The organism is Flavobacteriaceae bacterium (assembly GCA_003443635.1).
Taxonomy (GTDB): Bacteria; Bacteroidota; Bacteroidia; order Flavobacteriales; family Flavobacteriaceae; genus AU392.
Genome location: CP031964.1, coordinates 1,634,369 through 1,653,125, shown reverse-complemented (window position 1 = coordinate 1,653,125; position 18,757 = coordinate 1,634,369). Strand labels below are relative to the sequence as shown.

Sequence of the window (18,757 nt, the reverse complement as noted above, 5' to 3'; positions counted from 1 at the left end):
AAAAAATGCATTTCATCGGTTTTTTTTGCATTTTGTAGATTATTTGTTATATTAGCACCCTATTAACAAATTAACCAAATCTATTAAACCTAAATTATTGAAAAAATTTACTATTAAAATGCTTAGCCTATTCTTAAAAATATATAAGAGTTTCTAAAGAATTAGAAGCTAAAAATTCGCCTGCAATTTGTAGTAAATTTATAGTATAAAATAATTGCTATAAAATTCATAACCCCCAATATTATGAAAAGAACTACCCTACTAACTATTTTCTTATTCTTTTTTGCGCAAATAATTATTTCTCAAGAAATATCTAAAAGAATATTAATTCCTAGCACATCAGATAGTACTGTAAATGCAATCTTGCAAACTGGTATTGATTTACGCTGTGGAGCTACTATAACATCTAACTCTATTGAATTAGAACTTTCTGAAACACAAATAAAAAGTTTAGAAGATCGTGGTATTACTTATACTGTATTAATTGAGGATGTTTATAAAGCATATTCAGAAAACCTTGAAGCTAATTTAGAAATCGCTAAAGCAAATCTAGCAGCTGAGCAAGGTAGGTTGAGGAATAATTCAATAATAAACATAGGAGCACAAATAAACGGTATACAAAATTCATCTATTGATTTGGGAGGAAGTATTATATCTGCAACTGACACTTCAAATTCATCTATAGTAAGTACAGCAATTAATAATTATTTGCAATATGAAGAATGTGATGAAGTAGATTGGGCTACACCTGTAAATTTTAATTTAAACCCTAACCCATCACCTAATTCTTTTGGAGGTTGTTTAACAGTAAGTCAAGTTGAAGCTGAGTTAGATCAAATGCGAGCTTTATTTCCTAATTTAATTTCTGTTAAAATGGATGCTTCTCCAACTGGTGAAACTACTTTAGGTAATACATTAGGTGCAGCTCAATTTCCTGGTCAAACAGTATATTATGTACGTATTTCAGATAATCCCGATACAGATGAAGTAAATGAGCCTGAAATCTTATATACATCTATGATACATGCGAGAGAGGTTAGTAGTTTAATGGGGAACCTTTTTTATATGTGGTATTTATTGGAAAACTATAGTACCGATTCTGCTATTAAAAATCTAGTAGATAATAATGAGTTATATTTTGTACCTATAGTTAATCCTGATGGTTTACGCTGGAATGAGGTTATTAGACCAGATGGTGGTGGGCAGCAAAGAAAAAATTTAAGAGTTAATCCTGGTGATAGTGGGAGTACAAATGCAGGGAATGATAGAAGAGGAGTAGATTTAAACAGAAATTTTGATTATTTATTTGGCACAGCAGGAGATATAAATGGGTCTTCAGGAACATTTACTGCTGATTCTTATAGAGGTACAGGTGCTTTTTCAGAGCCAGAATCTCGAATTTTAAGAGATTTTGTACTATCAAGGAATTTTGAAACGGCGTTAATGCATCATTCTGCTGCAAACTCTATTCCACATCCTTATGGTGGGATTCCTACTATGGTGTCTGGAAGAGAGAGTGAAATGCATAAATGGCATGAAGATATGACGAAATTTAATCGTTACGTTTCTGGAGCTACTATTTTTCCTCCAGCCAATGGTATTGCAGACGATTGGATGCTTGGTGGTGTTACAGATGGTAATGGTTCTGTAGGTTCTGGTCGTAATATATTAGCGTCTACTCCTGAGCATGGTCATGGAGATGAAGGAGGTGCATTTGGTCAATTCTGGCCTAATCCAGTAGATATTGTGCCTATTGCAAAACGTGCTATGCGCATTAATTTAATGAACGCTTATTACGGTGGACAATATGCAAAACTTCAAGACTTAACACAAAGTAACATTTCAACACTTACTTCAGATTTAGAATATGGTATTGAACGTTTAGGGCAAACATCTAGTAATTTTACATTAACTATTACTCCTGTATCTTCTAATATTACTTCTATTGCTTCCATTCCAACTCAAACAGGAATGACCATTTTAGAACAACGAAATGTTACAGCTCAAATGGTTTTAGACCCAAGTATTCAACCTAATGAAAAAATAGAATATCGTGTACAATTAGCAAATAATAGTGGAACTATCTTTTATGATGCAACTATTGAAAAAATTTATCAACCTACTGTTTTATTAACAGATTCAGGAGATAACTTAAACAATTGGACGGTTACAGGAGGGAATTGGACAACATCTACTGTTAATCCTTTTTCTGGAGCTAGATCTATAAGTACTAATGCTGGAACAGGAAATTATCCTAATAATGCTAATAGTACATTAACATCAACTAATAGTTATGATTTTTCAGGAGCAAATCAAGTATTAATACAATTCTATACTCGTTGGGATTTAGAACGTAATTTTGATTTTGTAGAAATCGAAGGATCAACCAATGGTACTACATGGCAATCATTGTGTGGTATTTATAATAAACCTGAAGCTCCTACTACAAGTAATGATTCGCATGGTGATAAAAATAATACTAGTCATGCATTTCAACAAAATAACAGCTCAGGAAGAATCTATGATGGAGATCAAATGAATAAATGGGTTTTAGAACAAATTGTAATAGACCCTACACATAATAATTTTTTGGTAGGAGCCACCAATGCGCAAATTCGTTTTAGATTTAGAAGTGACGCTAATAATATGCCAGAAAATTATAAATTAACTCCAGGGAATACTACATATGGAGGTTTTTTTATTGATGATTTTACAATTTCAAGAATAGATATTCCTTGTGTTACAAGTGTACCTACAAATCTAATTGCTTCAACTATTGGAATTACAGATGCTACCATAACTTGGGATAATATCCCTTCTGCAACATACGACTTACGATATAGAGAAGTTGGTACACCTACATTTACAGATATAAATAATATAGCATTAAGCACTACTAATATTACTGGATTAGATCCAAATACACAATACGAAGTACAAGTAAGATCTCGTTGTACTGCTGCAACTTCTGCATATTCAACTTTAATTAATTTTACAACACTTCCAATACCACCTTGTACTGGACCAGCTATATCGTCATACCCATATACAGAAAACTTTGATGGAGGAATTGGCCTTTGGACACAAGCAACAGGTGATGATGGTGATTGGATTTTAGATGCTAATGGTACTCCCTCTGGAGGAACTGGACCTAATAATGATTTTACTGGAGGTCAAGAATATTTTTATATTGAATCTTCTGATCCTGGAGTTACAGCTGGAGCTGTCGGTCAAAATGCAACAGTAAATTTAATAAGTCCTTGTATTGATTTAACCGGATATGAAAATGCGAATTTTTCATTTTACTATCATATGTTTGGAGCTAACATGGGAGATTTATTTATTGATGTTAGTATCGATAATGGAAATACCTGGTTACAATTAGCAGAAAATGGAACTACATCTGCTATACAAAATCCAAGAACAATTACCATCTCTAATCAAAATGGACAACAACAATCAACAGACGATGTATCAAATGTTATTAATGGCGCTTGGAGACAGCAGTTAATTAATTTAAGTAACTACGATAATCAAGTTATACGTTTACGTTTTTCAGGAATAACTGGCGGAGGTTTTCGAAGTGACATGGCGATTGATCAAATAAATATTACAGCAGATATAGTTACTTCTACAACTTGGTATGCTGATACGGATATGGATACTTTTGGTGATCCTACTAATACAACAATAGCTGTTACACAGCCTCTTGGCTTTGTAGCAGATAATACGGATTGTGATGATACGGACGCTAATATCAATCCGAATACTATATGGTATATCGGTGTCGATGGTGATAGTGATGGATTCTTTGGATCTACAACTTCAATAACTCAATGTACATCTCCTGGAGCTGGGTACTCTACAACTGAGCCTGCTACTCCGGATTGTGATGATACGGATGCTAATATCAATCCGAATACTATATGGTATATCGGTGTCGATGGTGATAGTGATGGATTCTTTGGATCTACAACTTCAATAACTCAATGTACATCTCCTGGAGCTGGGTACTCTACAACTGAGCCTGCTACTCCGGATTGTGATGATACGGATGCTAATATCAATCCGAATACTATATGGTATATCGGTGTCGATGGTGATAGTGATGGATTCTTTGGATCTACAACTTCAATAACTCAATGTACATCTCCTGGAGCTGGGTACTCTACAACTGAGCCTGCTACTCCGGATTGTGATGATACGGACGCTAATATCAATCCGAATACTATATGGTATATCGGTGTCGATGGTGATAGTGATGGATTCTTTGGATCTACAACTTCAATAACTCAATGTACATCTCCTGGAGCTGGGTACTCTACAACTGAGCCTGCTACTCCGGATTGTGATGATACGGACGCTAATATCAATCCGAATACTATATGGTATATCGGTGTCGATGGTGATAGTGATGGATTCTTTGGATCTACAACTTCAATAACTCAATGTACATCTCCTGGAGCTGGGTACTCTACAACTGAGCCTGCTACTCCGGATTGTGATGATACGGACGCTAATATCAATCCGAATACTATATGGTATATCGGTGTCGATGGTGATAGTGATGGATTCTTTGGATCTACAACTTCAATAACTCAATGTACATCTCCTGGAGCTGGGTACTCTACAACTGAGCCTGCTACTCCGGATTGTGATGATACGGACGCTAATATCAATCCGAATACTATATGGTATATCGGTGTCGATGGTGATAGTGATGGATTCTTTGGATCTACAACTTCAATAACTCAATGTACATCTCCTGGAGCTGGGTACTCTACAACTGAGCCTGCTACTCCGGATTGTGATGATACGGACGCTAATATCAATCCGAATACTATATGGTATATCGGTGTCGATGGTGATAGTGATGGATTCTTTGGATCTACAACTTCAATAACTCAATGTACATCTCCTGGAGCTGGGTACTCTACAACTGAGCCTGCTACTCCGGATTGTGATGATACGGATGCTAATATCAATCCGAATACTATATGGTATATCGGTGTCGATGGTGATAGTGATGGATTCTTTGGATCTACAACTTCAATAACTCAATGTACATCTCCTGGAGCTGGGTACTCTACAACTGAGCCTGCTACTCCGGATTGTGATGATACGGACGCTAATATCAATCCGAATACTATATGGTATATCGGTGTCGATGGTGATAGTGATGGATTCTTTGGATCTACAACTTCAATAACTCAATGTACATCTCCTGGAGCTGGGTACTCTACAACTGAGCCTGCTACTCCGGATTGTGATGATACGGACGCTAATATCAATCCGAATACTATATGGTATATCGGTGTCGATGGTGATAGTGATGGATTCTTTGGATCTACAACTTCAATAACTCAATGTACATCTCCTGGAGCTGGGTACTCTACAACTGAGCCTGCTACTCCGGATTGTGATGATACGGACGCTAATATCAATCCGAATACTATATGGTATATCGGTGTCGATGGTGATAGTGATGGATTCTTTGGATCTACAACTTCAATAACTCAATGTACATCTCCTGGAGCTGGGTACTCTACAACTGAGCCTGCTACTCCGGATTGTGATGATACGGACGCTAATATCAATCCGAATACTATATGGTATATCGGTGTCGATGGTGATAGTGATGGATTCTTTGGATCTACAACTTCAATAACTCAATGTACATCTCCTGGAGCTGGGTACTCTACAACTGAGCCTGCTACTCCGGATTGTGATGATACGGACGCTAATATCAATCCGAATACTATATGGTATATCGGTGTCGATGGTGATAGTGATGGATTCTTTGGATCTACAACTTCAATAACTCAATGTACATCTCCTGGAGCTGGGTACTCTACAACTGAGCCTGCTACTCCGGATTGTGATGATACGGATGCTAATATCAATCCGAATACTATATGGTATATCGGTGTCGATGGTGATAGTGATGGATTCTTTGGATCTACAACTTCAATAACTCAATGTACATCTCCTGGAGCTGGGTACTCTACAACTGAGCCTGCTACTCCGGATTGTGATGATACGGACGCTAATATCAATCCGAATACTATATGGTATATCGGTGTCGATGGTGATAGTGATGGATTCTTTGGATCTACAACTTCAATAACTCAATGTACATCTCCTGGAGCTGGGTACTCTACAACTGAGCCTGCTACTCCGGATTGTGATGATACGGACGCTAATATCAATCCGAATACTATATGGTATATCGGTGTCGATGGTGATAGTGATGGATTCTTTGGATCTACAACTTCAATAACTCAATGTACATCTCCTGGAGCTGGGTACTCTACAACTGAGCCTGCTACTCCGGATTGTGATGATACGGACGCTAATATCAATCCGAATACTATATGGTATATCGGTGTCGATGGTGATAGTGATGGATTCTTTGGATCTACAACTTCAATAACTCAATGTACATCTCCTGGAGCTGGGTACTCTACAACTGAGCCTGCTACTCCGGATTGTGATGATACGGACGCTAATATCAATCCGAATACTATATGGTATATCGGTGTCGATGGTGATAGTGATGGATTCTTTGGATCTACAACTTCAATAACTCAATGTACATCTCCTGGAGCTGGGTACTCTACAACTGAGCCTGCTACTCCGGATTGTGATGATACGGACGCTAATATCAATCCGAATACTATATGGTATATCGGTGTCGATGGTGATAGTGATGGATTCTTTGGATCTACAACTTCAATAACTCAATGTACATCTCCTGGAGCTGGGTACTCTACAACTGAGCCTGCTACTCCGGATTGTGATGATACGGACGCTAACATCAATCCGAATACTATATGGTATATCGGTGTCGATGGTGATAGTGATGGATTCTTTGGATCTACAACTTCAATAACTCAATGTACATCTCCTGGAGCTGGGTACTCTACAACTGAGCCTGCTACTCCGGATTGTGATGATACGGACGCTAACATCAATCCGAATACTATATGGTATATCGGTGTCGATGGTGATAGTGATGGATTCTTTGGATCTACAACTTCAATAACTCAATGTACATCTCCTGGAGCTGGGTACTCTACAACTGAGCCTGCTACTCCGGATTGTGATGATACGGACGCTAATATCAATCCGAATACTATATGGTATATCGGTGTCGATGGTGATAGTGATGGATTCTTTGGATCTACAACTTCAATAACTCAATGTACATCTCCTGGAGCTGGGTACTCTACAACTGAGCCTGCTACTCCGGATTGTGATGATACGGACGCTAATATCAATCCGAATACTATATGGTATATCGGTGTCGATGGTGATAGTGATGGATTCTTTGGATCTACAACTTCAATAACTCAATGTACATCTCCTGGAGCTGGGTACTCTACAACTGAGCCTGCTACTCCGGATTGTGATGATACGGACGCTAATATCAATCCGAATACTATATGGTATATCGGTGTCGATGGTGATAGTGATGGATTCTTTGGATCTACAACTTCAATAACTCAATGTACATCTCCTGGAGCTGGGTACTCTACAACTGAGCCTGCTACTCCGGATTGTGATGATACGGACGCTAATATCAATCCGAATACTATATGGTATATCGGTGTCGATGGTGATAGTGATGGATTCTTTGGATCTACAACTTCAATAACTCAATGTACATCTCCTGGAGCTGGGTACTCTACAACTGAGCCTGCTACTCCGGATTGTGATGATACGGATGCTAATATCAATCCGAATACTATATGGTATATCGGTGTCGATGGTGATAGTGATGGATTCTTTGGATCTACAACTTCAATAACTCAATGTACATCTCCTGGAGCTGGGTACTCTACAACTGAGCCTGCTACTCCGGATTGTGATGATACGGACGCTAATATCAATCCGAATACTATATGGTATATCGGTGTCGATGGTGATAGTGATGGATTCTTTGGATCTACAACTTCAATAACTCAATGTACATCTCCTGGAGCTGGGTACTCTACAACTGAGCCTGCTACTCCGGATTGTGATGATACGGACGCTAACATCAATCCGAATACTATATGGTATATCGGTGTCGATGGTGATAGTGATGGATTCTTTGGATCTACAACTTCAATAACTCAATGTACATCTCCTGGAGCTGGGTACTCTACAACTGAGCCTGCTACTCCGGATTGTGATGATACGGACGCTAATATCAATCCGAATACTATATGGTATATCGGTGTCGATGGTGATAGTGATGGATTCTTTGGATCTACAACTTCAATAACTCAATGTACATCTCCTGGAGCTGGGTACTCTACAACTGAGCCTGCTACTCCGGATTGTGATGATACGGATGCTAATATCAATCCGAATACTATATGGTATATCGGTGTCGATGGTGATAGTGATGGATTCTTTGGATCTACAACTTCAATAACTCAATGTACATCTCCTGGAGCTGGGTACTCTACAACTGAGCCTGCTACTCCGGATTGTGATGATACGGACGCTAACATCAATCCGAATACTATATGGTATATCGGTGTCGATGGTGATAGTGATGGATTCTTTGGATCTACAACTTCAATAACTCAATGTACATCTCCTGGAGCTGGGTACTCTACAACTGAGCCTGCTACTCCGGATTGTGATGATACGGACGCTAATATCAATCCGAATACTATATGGTATATCGGTGTCGATGGTGATAGTGATGGATTCTTTGGATCTACAACTTCAATAACTCAATGTACATCTCCTGGAGCTGGGTACTCTACAACTGAGCCTGCTACTCCGGATTGTGATGATACGGACGCTAATATCAATCCGAATACTATATGGTATATCGGTGTCGATGGTGATAGTGATGGATTCTTTGGATCTACAACTTCAATAACTCAATGTACATCTCCTGGAGCTGGGTACTCTACAACTGAGCCTGCTACTCCGGATTGTGATGATACGGACGCTAATATCAATCCGAATACTATATGGTATATCGGTGTCGATGGTGATAGTGATGGATTCTTTGGATCTACAACTTCAATAACTCAATGTACATCTCCTGGAGCTGGGTACTCTACAACTGAGCCTGCTACTCCGGATTGTGATGATACGGACGCTAACATCAATCCGAATACTATATGGTATATCGGTGTCGATGGTGATAGTGATGGATTCTTTGGATCTACAACTTCAATAACTCAATGTACATCTCCTGGAGCTGGGTACTCTACAACTGAGCCTGCTACTCCGGATTGTGATGATACGGACGCTAACATCAATCCGAATACTATATGGTATATCGGTGTCGATGGTGATAGTGATGGATTCTTTGGATCTACAACTTCAATAACTCAATGTACATCTCCTGGAGCTGGGTACTCTACAACTGAGCCTGCTACTCCGGATTGTGATGATACGGATGCTAATATCAATCCGAATACTATATGGTATATCGGTGTCGATGGTGATAGTGATGGATTCTTTGGATCTACAACTTCAATAACTCAATGTACATCTCCTGGAGCTGGGTACTCTACAACTGAGCCTGCTACTCCGGATTGTGATGATACGGATGCTAATATCAATCCGAATACTATATGGTATATCGGTGTCGATGGTGATAGTGATGGATTCTTTGGATCTACAACTTCAATAACTCAATGTACATCTCCTGGAGCTGGGTACTCTACAACTGAGCCTGCTACTCCGGATTGTGATGATACGGACGCTAATATCAATCCTTCAGCTGTCGAAATTCCAAATAATAATATTGACGAAAATTGTGATGGTATAATTGATAACACATTAAGCTCTGATGATTTTGACTTAGGTAATGTTACTATATATCCAAACCCTTTTAATGATGTTATTACAATACAATTACCATTGCGCTTCAATAATAGTGAGTTTAATATTACTATAATTGATATTAATGGAAGAATTGTACATAGAGAAGCGCCGTCTAGCATTAATGGTAGAATAGATGTTTCTAACTTAAACAGATTAGCAGAAGGTGCTTATTTTATAAGAATTACAAGTAAAGAAGAGCGAAGTACTATAACCAAAAAGTTAATTAAATATCAAAATAGATAAAAAACTATGTTAAAACATTGGGTTTTGATCGAAATCCAATGTTTTTAATTTATTGATATTCAGTAATATAAAAAATATAAATGCATTTCATCGATTTTTTTTGCATTTCATGGAATACGCTTATATATTTGTGAGGTAAATTAATTAGTCCCAAACTAAAATTTAACCGCTTATGAAAAAAATTACTTTTTTATTAAGGTCATGTGCTTTTATATTTATTTTTTTAATATCTACGAGCATATTTTCGCAAACATGTGTTACACCAGCAATAACCACATATCCATATAGTGAAAGTTTTGAAGCTAATATAGGTGTCTGGACTCAAGATACTGGAGATGATTTCAATTGGTTAAGAGATTCTGGAGGCACGCCTTCTAATGGTACTGGTCCCTCTACTGGAGCGGCAGGTAGCTTCTATATGTATACAGAAGCCACTAGTAACTTTAATAATACTGCCAATTTTGAAAGCCCATGTTTTGATTTATCTGGAACTTCAAGTGCTCAATTCACTTTTGAATATCATATGTTTGGAAGTAATATGGGAACTCTTAATGTAGATGTTAGTACAGATAATGGAGCTACATACCCAACAACACTTTTTACACGAACTGGGCAACAAGAACAAACAAGTAATGGAGCAGCCTGGACACCAGTCAATATAGATTTAAGTGCTTTTATAGGACAAACCATTAAATTGCGATTTAATGGAACAACTGGTCCACAATTTAGAAGTGATATGGCTATCGATAATGTATCATTAACGGTAGTAGCAGCTTCACCTCCTCAAGAAATCAATATTACAGGATTAGGTAATAATATTCTAAATGGTGATGTAACACCAGATTTTACTGATGATACAGATTATGGAAATGTAGATACAGCGGTTGGATCAGTATTACATACGTTTACAATTCAAAACTTAGGAAGTGTTAATGATTTAAATTTAACGAGCTCTCCTCGTGTTATTATATCTGGAACTCACGCAGCAGATTTTACACTTACAACAGATGCGTCAACACCGGTTACAGCATTAAGTAATACTACTTTTGGTATTACATTTAATCCTAGTGCAGACGGCTTAAGAACAGCTACTGTAACTATTGCAAATAATGATACAGATGAAGGCTCTTATACATTTAGTATACAAGGTACCGGAGCTTCTGTATGTAGCTCTATGGTAATTACATTACCTTATAATGAGGATTTTGAAACTGGTACCAACGGATGGAATTCTGGTGGTGCAGATGCAAATCGTGTTAATGATCCTGCAAGAGCATATTCGAACGATTTTAGTTTACAAATTAGAGATGACTCTGGAGTAGCTTCTTCATTTTGTTCTCCTTTAGTAGATATAAGTCCTTTTGATAAAGTTGATTTTAAATTTTTCTTTTCTGCATCTAGTTTTGATACAGGCGAAGATTTCTTTATAGAATATAGCCCAGATGGAGGTAGCACATGGCAAATTGTAGCAACTTATGTAGGTGGAGATGTCCCTTCACAAACTGGTGATTTTCAGAATGATACCTCATTAACCTTTTACTCTAAAACTGCAACCATGCGCAGAGCAGATTTCACATTTGCTTCTGGTGCTATATCCAGATTTAGAATACGAGCAGATGCTAGTGATGATGATGATCTTGTTTATATAGATAATATAACAATTACTGGAACAACATATAATACCCCAACAATTGGACCTGGAGGAATTACTAGTGATTTAAATTTATGGCTAAAAGCAGATAAGTTAGATGGTGTTTCTACTGGTACTGATGGTTCTAGTGTTATTAATTGGAGTGATAGTGGTTTAGGGAACGATGCTACACCAATACTTTCTGCATTGGCTCCAGTGTATAGAAATAATGCAACTAATAATTTTAACTTCAATCCAGTTATTGACTTTATAAATAATCCAGATACAGCTCCAGGAGATATGACATATATAGCTCCAGATAGAGATGTATTAAGTAGTACCGCTGGGTTTAATAGTAACGATATATTTGTCGTGCTATTACCAGATCCAACTGTAAATTCAACGTCATTACCTTTAGATACCTTTACAAGTGATGACCCTAATGCAGAGTCTTTTTCTGAAGATGTAACAGGTTTTGGATTTCGGTCTTATACCGCTAGGTTTACTGGAGAACGTTTTACTTATGCTATAGGTACAACAACAGATACCGATCCTGGCCCAGGTGTAACACAAGATGGATATGGGCGAGCAGTTACAGACGCATCCATAAATTTTAATCAAATTCAAATTATAAATACAAGACATAACAGTACAAATGACGGAATTGAAATTGCTCAAAATGGAACAGTATTAACTTCAATAGAGAACGATCCTACCGATTTTTCTACTGTTACCGATACACGTTTTTGGTTAGGACGTAGTCAGTATTATGATGGAAGTTATGATGGTCGTATTGCCGAAGTTATTACATTTTCTAATAGAAAAGGAGATGCAGATTTAACACAAGAACGTAATAGGATTCAATCTTATTTAGCTATAAAATATGGTATTACACTAGGTGCTAATGGTACTTCTCAAGACTATGTAAATAGTAGCGGAACTGTAATTTGGGATCAATCTGCTAATGCTGGCTTTAATTTTGATATTGCTGGGATAGGTAGAGATGATGCTTCAGGACTAGATCAAAGGCAATCCAGTAGTGTAAATACTTTAGTTGATGCCACTGGAGAGACTTTAGGTATAGTAAGTATGGGATTAACTCAACTTTATGATACTAATAGTGAAAATATAGCAAGTAACCCAACTACTTTTACAGACGGACAATATTTAACCTGGGGAAATAATGGTGTAGATTTAAATTTAGCTGCATCAACAATTAATGTAGATATGAGTGCTGGTATTGCCGGCTTATCTACCCCAGTAACTTTTATAGGTATGCAACGTGTATGGAAAGTAGTAGAAAATGGTGGAGATATTCCAAGTGTACAAGTTTCTATTCCAGAAAATGCAGTTAGAAACATTACACCTCCTGGATCTTTTTTAATGTTTATCTCAGATACTGGAGTATTTGATCCAACTGCAGATTATAGAGTTATGACTCCTGATGGTAGTGGAAATTTATTAGCAAATTACAATTTTGATGGTACAAAATTCATCACATTTGGATATGCTCCAGAGGTTATAGTAGAACGCTCTATATTTTTTGATGGTGTTGTAGATTATATAGATATGGAAGATAATTTAGATTTAAATACTTCAGAATATACAATCTCAGCATGGATAAAAAGAGCTTCAGGTTCTTTAAATAGTTCAATCCTTTCTAAAAGAGATGCTGCAAATACAGTTGGCTACGATTTTAAAATTGATAATACAGGTCATCTCGAATTTTCAATAAACGGTGGCGCTCAAAACATAGTTTCTAATATTGTAATTCCAGAAGATGAATGGCATCAAGTCGCTGTAATTTATAGTGGAGGTAATGCAACCTTATATATTGATGGTGTTCCGGATTTAACTGGTTCTGTAGCCATGGGTGCTCCAGTAGCTACTAATCAATCTTTTTTGATTGCTGCTGCCGATGGTTTTGATCCAAACACCACAGCATATTATGAAGGAAATGTTGACGAAGTTCGTGTTTGGGATGTTGCATTGAGTGTAGATCAATTACGATATGTAATGAATCAAGAAATTGAAGCAAATGCTAGTTTTGTAGATGGTCAAGTTATGCCTTCGAGTATTACAAGAAACGATGTGAGTTCAATTCCTTGGACAGATCTAGCTGGATATTATCCAATGTCTGTTTACACATATACTAATACTAATGATGAATCTAGTAATAACAATCAAGGAGCTTTAAGAAACTTAGATACTGTCGATTTTCAAACTGCACCTTTACCATATGAGTCTAATCAAAATGGAGATTGGGATACAAATGCTACTTGGACAAATGGAAACGAATTAACTATTCCTGGTGCTGCATCTATTGCGGACCCAACTGTTGCAGTAGGATGGAATATTGTTAGAATGACTCACGATTTAACAATGGATAATTTCTTTGTTCCCGAAGGAACAAATGGAGGAGCTAGATCATTATTAGGTTTATTTATAGATAGTCCAACAAGTGATTTAACATTAATGGGAACCACAACCTTATCTACAGGTATGGGAACTGGTAATGGCTTATTGATAACTCATTATTTATCATTAGATGGTAAAATTGATCTAGAAGGGGAATCGCAACTTATACAGGCTTTAGGCAGTGATTTAGATCCTACAAGTGCAGGTATTATTGAAAAAGATCAACAAGGAACTCAAGACCTATATACTTATAATTACTGGTCGTCTCCTGCGGGTGTAAGTAATACATCAACAAATAATAACTCTTATACATTTGCAGATATTTATATGGATGGATCAGATCCTGCTAATCCATTACCAATAAACTTTATTACTGGAGGCTTTAATGGTACCCCAGGTAGCGCAGGTGTTCCTATTGGAATCGCAGATTATTGGATCTTTAAATTTACAGATTTTGCAGTTGGAAACATTGCAGGGTTTCAACAGGTACGTAGTACAGGAACTTTACTTCCTGGTGAAGGGTTTACCTTAAAAGGTGTAGCTGACACTTCTGGAAATGTGGATTTAAATCAAAATTATGTAACAAGAGGAAAACCAAATAATGGAGACATTAACTTATCTATTAGTGCAAATAATAATTATCTCGTTGGTAACCCTTATGCTTCGGCGATTGATGCTAATCAATTTATTTTAGATAATGGTCCAGTTATAGAAGGGGGAGCTCCAGGGATTACAGGAACTTTATATTTCTGGGATCATTTTGGTGGAGGATCACATATTTTACGTGAATACCAAGGAGGTTATGCAACTTATAATCTAGCTGGAGGTACACCTCCAGCAGTATCTTCTTCTTCAGTGGCTAATAGTCACCCTGATTTACCAACTGGTGGTATAGGAACTTTAGTTCCAGGACGATTTATTCCTGTAGGACAAGGATTCTTTGTATTAGGAGAAACTAATGGAACCATTAACTTTAATAACGGGCAACGTCGCTTTGTTGTAGAAAGTATCGGAAACTCTGTCTTCTTTGGTATAGAGGAACAAAATCTAACACTTGGTGAAACTAATCCTAGTAGCATAAATAACACTACACAATCTACTGGTACGACTGATGATCGAATGAAAATACGATTTGCTGTAAATACTGTAAACTCAATACACAGGCAAATGTTAGTAACTGTAGATCCAAATGCTAGTGCAGGTTTTGATTGGGGTTATGAAGCGCCATTAAATGAAGAACAAATAGATGATATGTATTGGCTTGTAGAAGATGGAAGATATAACATTCAAGGTATTGATATTATTAATAACGAAACTGTTATGCCAATAGGTATACATACAGGTGCAGATGGTGATAATAGCTTTACTTTAGATGAATTAGAAAATGTTCCTGACAATTTAGAAATTTTCATTAATGACAAAGAATTAAACGTACAACACAATTTAAGAGAAAGTGATTACGAATTCTTTTTAATTGCTGGTGAACATCTAGAGCGTTTTGAATTAGTATTTAATGTAGTTGAAGAAATTATTGACGACGACGACGACATCGTTATCACTGAAAATATAATCGAAAATTTAGGTGTTTTCTATTCTAACAACAGTAAAAACATTGTTATTATTAATCCAGAGTTTAAAAATATTAATTCTCTAGAAATGATTAACCTTTTAGGGCAATCTGTTTACAGTATTGAAGATATTCCTAATAATGATCGCGTAGAATATAGAGCAAATAAGCTTGCTACTGGTACTTATATTATACGAATGAATACTGATGAAGGTATTTTAACTAAAAAAGTATTAGTACAACAATAAAATAATTAAACAGAAAACAATAAAAAAAGCTCCAAATAATTTGGAGCTTTTTTTATTTATGTTAATTGTAAAATAAGTTCTTTTAAAGTAAGTTTTTGTTGTTCTCCTGAACTCATCTGCTTTAAAGTAAATACATTGTTTTGCATTTCTTGGTCACCAACAAGAACAACATTAGGTACCTGTCTCCTATTCGCATAATTCATTTGCTTTTTCATTTTAGCAGCATCCGGATATAGTTCGGCATTAACACCATTATTTCTTAATTCTTTAATTGCTTTTAAACAATATAAAGCTTCAGATGTTCCGAAGTTTATAAATAATACATCTATAGTGTTTGTAACAGCCTCAGGAAATAAGTTGAGTTCTTCAAGTACTAAATAAATACGATCTAAACCAAAACTAATTCCTACACCACTTACATCTTTTAATCCAAAAATTCCAGTTAAATCATCATAACGACCACCGCCGCCAATAGATCCTATTTGTACTCCTTCAGGTGCAGCAACTTCAAAAATAGCGCCTGTATAATAGTTTAAACCACGTGCTAGAGTCACATCAAGTTGTAATGTTGCTGTTTGTAAGCCTAAATTAGAAATAGCTGTATTAATAAACTCTAATTCTTCAATTCCCTTTAAACCTTCTTCAGAGGTGCTTAAAATAGTTTTTAAATCACTTATTTGAGAGGCAAATGTTCCAGAAATATTAAATAACGGTTGGAGTTTATCAATTCCTATTTGTGAAATCCCTTTGGTTAGCATTTCTTCTTTTACCTTCTCCTCTCCTATTTTATCAAGTTTATCTAAAGCAACTGTAAAATCAATTAATTTATCTTGAGCTCCAATAACTTCTGCAATTCCAGATAAAATTTTACGATTGTTAATTTTAATGGTAACACCCTCTAACTTTAAAGTTGTAAATACAGCATCATATAATTGTATAAACTCTATTTCTTGCAATAAAGAGTTAGATCCTACCACATCTGCATCACATTGATAAAACTCTCTAAAACGACCCTTCTGTGGGCGATCTGCCCTCCACACTGGCTGAATCTGGTAACGTTTAAACGGAAAATTGATTTCATTTTGATGCTGAACTACATAACGTGCAAAAGGAACTGTTAAATCGTAACGTAAAGCTTTTTCTGAAATTTGAGGGGTAATCTTATTAGATTTTTTTTCAGTATACAAACTATCGTCAATTTTGCTTAAATAATCTCCAGAATTCAAGATTTTAAAAATCAAACGATCCCCTTCTTCTCCATACTTACCCATCAAAGTATCAGAATTCTCAAAACTTGGCGTTTCTATAGGTTGAAATCCAAAGCGTTCAAAATTACTTTTAATAGTATTAAATATATAGTTACGTTTAGCAACTTGTACAGGTGAAAAATCTCTCGTTCCTTTAGGTATGCTTGGTTTTTTTGCCATATGTATTTTTCGAGAATTCGAAAATTTTAGTTTTCTATTTACGCAAATATCTTATTTTTAGAATAGTTTACCCAACCAATTTTTCAAAATACTGAAAAAGTGCGCCCTTAGTAATTACTGCACCTTGTTGTATTAATGTAAATTTATCCAGTTGTTTATCGTCTGAGTACTCTTTTTTAGCTTGAAACAACTCTACATCATCAGATAACAAATTTTCTCTTAACCAAGCAAAACCTTCCCTTGTTGTTAAATCAATAGTGTCATTGTTTAGTTTCAATCCTATTAATTCCATTCTCTCTTCTGTCAAATGAAATAAATATATGTGTTGTGCCGAAATATTTTCTAAATATTCCGCTTTATTTAAAACGCCTTCCCACACCAAGTCACTAAACACATCTAATTCTTGTTCTGCTAATTCTGGTTTATTTGTTTTAATATTGGCCCACTCTTCTGCCGTTACAGATTGTGTAGCTAAAAAATTAATGAACTCTTGGTGTAATTCTTCAAATTGTTCTTTAGTAAGTCTTGAGTATTTCATTTCTCTATTATATATCAAACAAAGCGTGTTTTTGTTAACTAAAAAAACCGCTCTATGAGCGGTTTCTATAATATATTAATCAATATATATTATGCTTGCGCTACTATTTCAAAAGGTAGGCCTACAGAAACCTCTCTATGTAATCTTATAGCTGCACTATACTTTCCTAAACGCTTGATGTTACCACCACTAACGTTTATGAATTTTTTATCGATGGTATGACCTGCTTTTTCTAAAGATTCTGCAATATTTATGTTATTTACAGATCCAAATAATTTATCTCCAGAACCAACCTTAGCAGAAATTTTAATTTCTAAAGCTTTAATAGCTTCTGCTAATGTATTGGCATCATCAATAATTTTCTTCTCTTTAAAAGCACGTTGCTTCAAATTTTCTGCTAATACTTTTTTAGCAGATAGTGTTGCTAAAATTGCATTGCCTTGAGGAATTAAGAAGTTTCTACCATAACCGTTCTTTACTGTTACAATATCGTCTTTAAATCCTAATCCTTCAACGTCTTGTTTTAATATAAGTTCCATAGTTATAATATTATTTCATTAAATCTGCTACATATGGCATTAAAGCTAAATGACGAGCTCTTTTTACCGCTACAGATACTTTTCTTTGATATTTTAATGATGTTCCTGTTAAACGTCTTGGCAACAATTTACCTTGCTCGTTAACAAACTTTAATAAAAAATCTGGGTCTTTATAATCTATATATTTAATTCCAGATTTTTTGAAACGACAATACTTTTTAGTTTTGTTAGTTTCTATATTTAATGGCGTTAGATATCTAACTTCACCATCTTTTTTTCCTTTTGCTTGTTGTTCTATACTTGCCAT

6 protein-coding genes are annotated in these 18,757 nt (G+C 35.9%); 2 read left to right on the top strand and 4 right to left on the bottom strand.

From position 1 onward, the window contains the following. Nucleotides 1–243: 243 nt before the first annotated feature. Together D1817_07490 and D1817_07485 are read left to right on the top strand one after the other, a co-directional pair. Nucleotides 244–10,083, top strand: coding sequence for a T9SS C-terminal target domain-containing protein (locus D1817_07490; protein ID AXT19726.1), 9,840 nt, complete (start codon nt 244–246; stop codon nt 10,081–10,083). Between the two features lie 172 nt (nt 10,084–10,255). Further along, nucleotides 10,256–15,946, top strand: a complete 5,691-nt coding sequence (locus D1817_07485) for a choice-of-anchor D domain-containing protein (GenBank protein ID AXT19725.1) — start codon at nt 10,256–10,258, stop codon at nt 15,944–15,946. Nucleotides 15,947–16,002: 56 nt separating this feature from the next. On the opposite strand, the gene D1817_07480 is transcribed toward D1817_07485, so the two are convergent. The 4 genes from D1817_07480 to rpsR form a co-directional block, all read right to left on the bottom strand. Next, entirely contained in the window at nt 16,003–17,373 is a 1,371-nt protein-coding gene (locus tag D1817_07480) for a histidine--tRNA ligase (GenBank protein ID AXT19724.1), read from the bottom strand. A gap of 67 nt (nt 17,374–17,440) precedes the next feature. Next, nucleotides 17,441–17,911, bottom strand: a complete 471-nt coding sequence (locus D1817_07475) for a hypothetical protein (GenBank protein AXT19723.1) — start codon at nt 17,909–17,911, stop codon at nt 17,441–17,443. A gap of 89 nt (nt 17,912–18,000) precedes the next feature. Further along, nucleotides 18,001–18,450, bottom strand: coding sequence for a 50S ribosomal protein L9 (locus D1817_07470; protein AXT19722.1), 450 nt, complete (start codon nt 18,448–18,450; stop codon nt 18,001–18,003). Nucleotides 18,451–18,460: 10 nt separating this feature from the next. After that, complete coding sequence (gene rpsR / locus D1817_07465; GenBank protein AXT19721.1) at nt 18,461–18,757, bottom strand: 30S ribosomal protein S18; 297 nt, start codon at nt 18,755–18,757, stop codon at nt 18,461–18,463.

Excerpts from the sequence above, each read along its gene's own strand:
- D1817_07490 (AXT19726.1), top strand. The coding sequence starts at position 244 with ATGAAAAGAACTACCCTACTAACTATTTTCTTATTCTTTTTTGCGCAA.
- D1817_07485 (AXT19725.1), top strand. The coding sequence starts at position 10,256 with ATGAAAAAAATTACTTTTTTATTAAGGTCATGTGCTTTTATATTTATT.
- D1817_07480 (AXT19724.1), bottom strand. The coding sequence starts at position 17,373 with ATGGCAAAAAAACCAAGCATACCTAAAGGAACGAGAGATTTTTCACCT.
- D1817_07475 (AXT19723.1), bottom strand. The coding sequence starts at position 17,911 with ATGAAATACTCAAGACTTACTAAAGAACAATTTGAAGAATTACACCAA.
- D1817_07470 (AXT19722.1), bottom strand. The coding sequence starts at position 18,450 with ATGGAACTTATATTAAAACAAGACGTTGAAGGATTAGGATTTAAAGAC.
- rpsR (AXT19721.1), bottom strand. The coding sequence starts at position 18,757 with ATGGCAAGTATAGAACAACAAGCAAAAGGAAAAAAAGATGGTGAAGTT.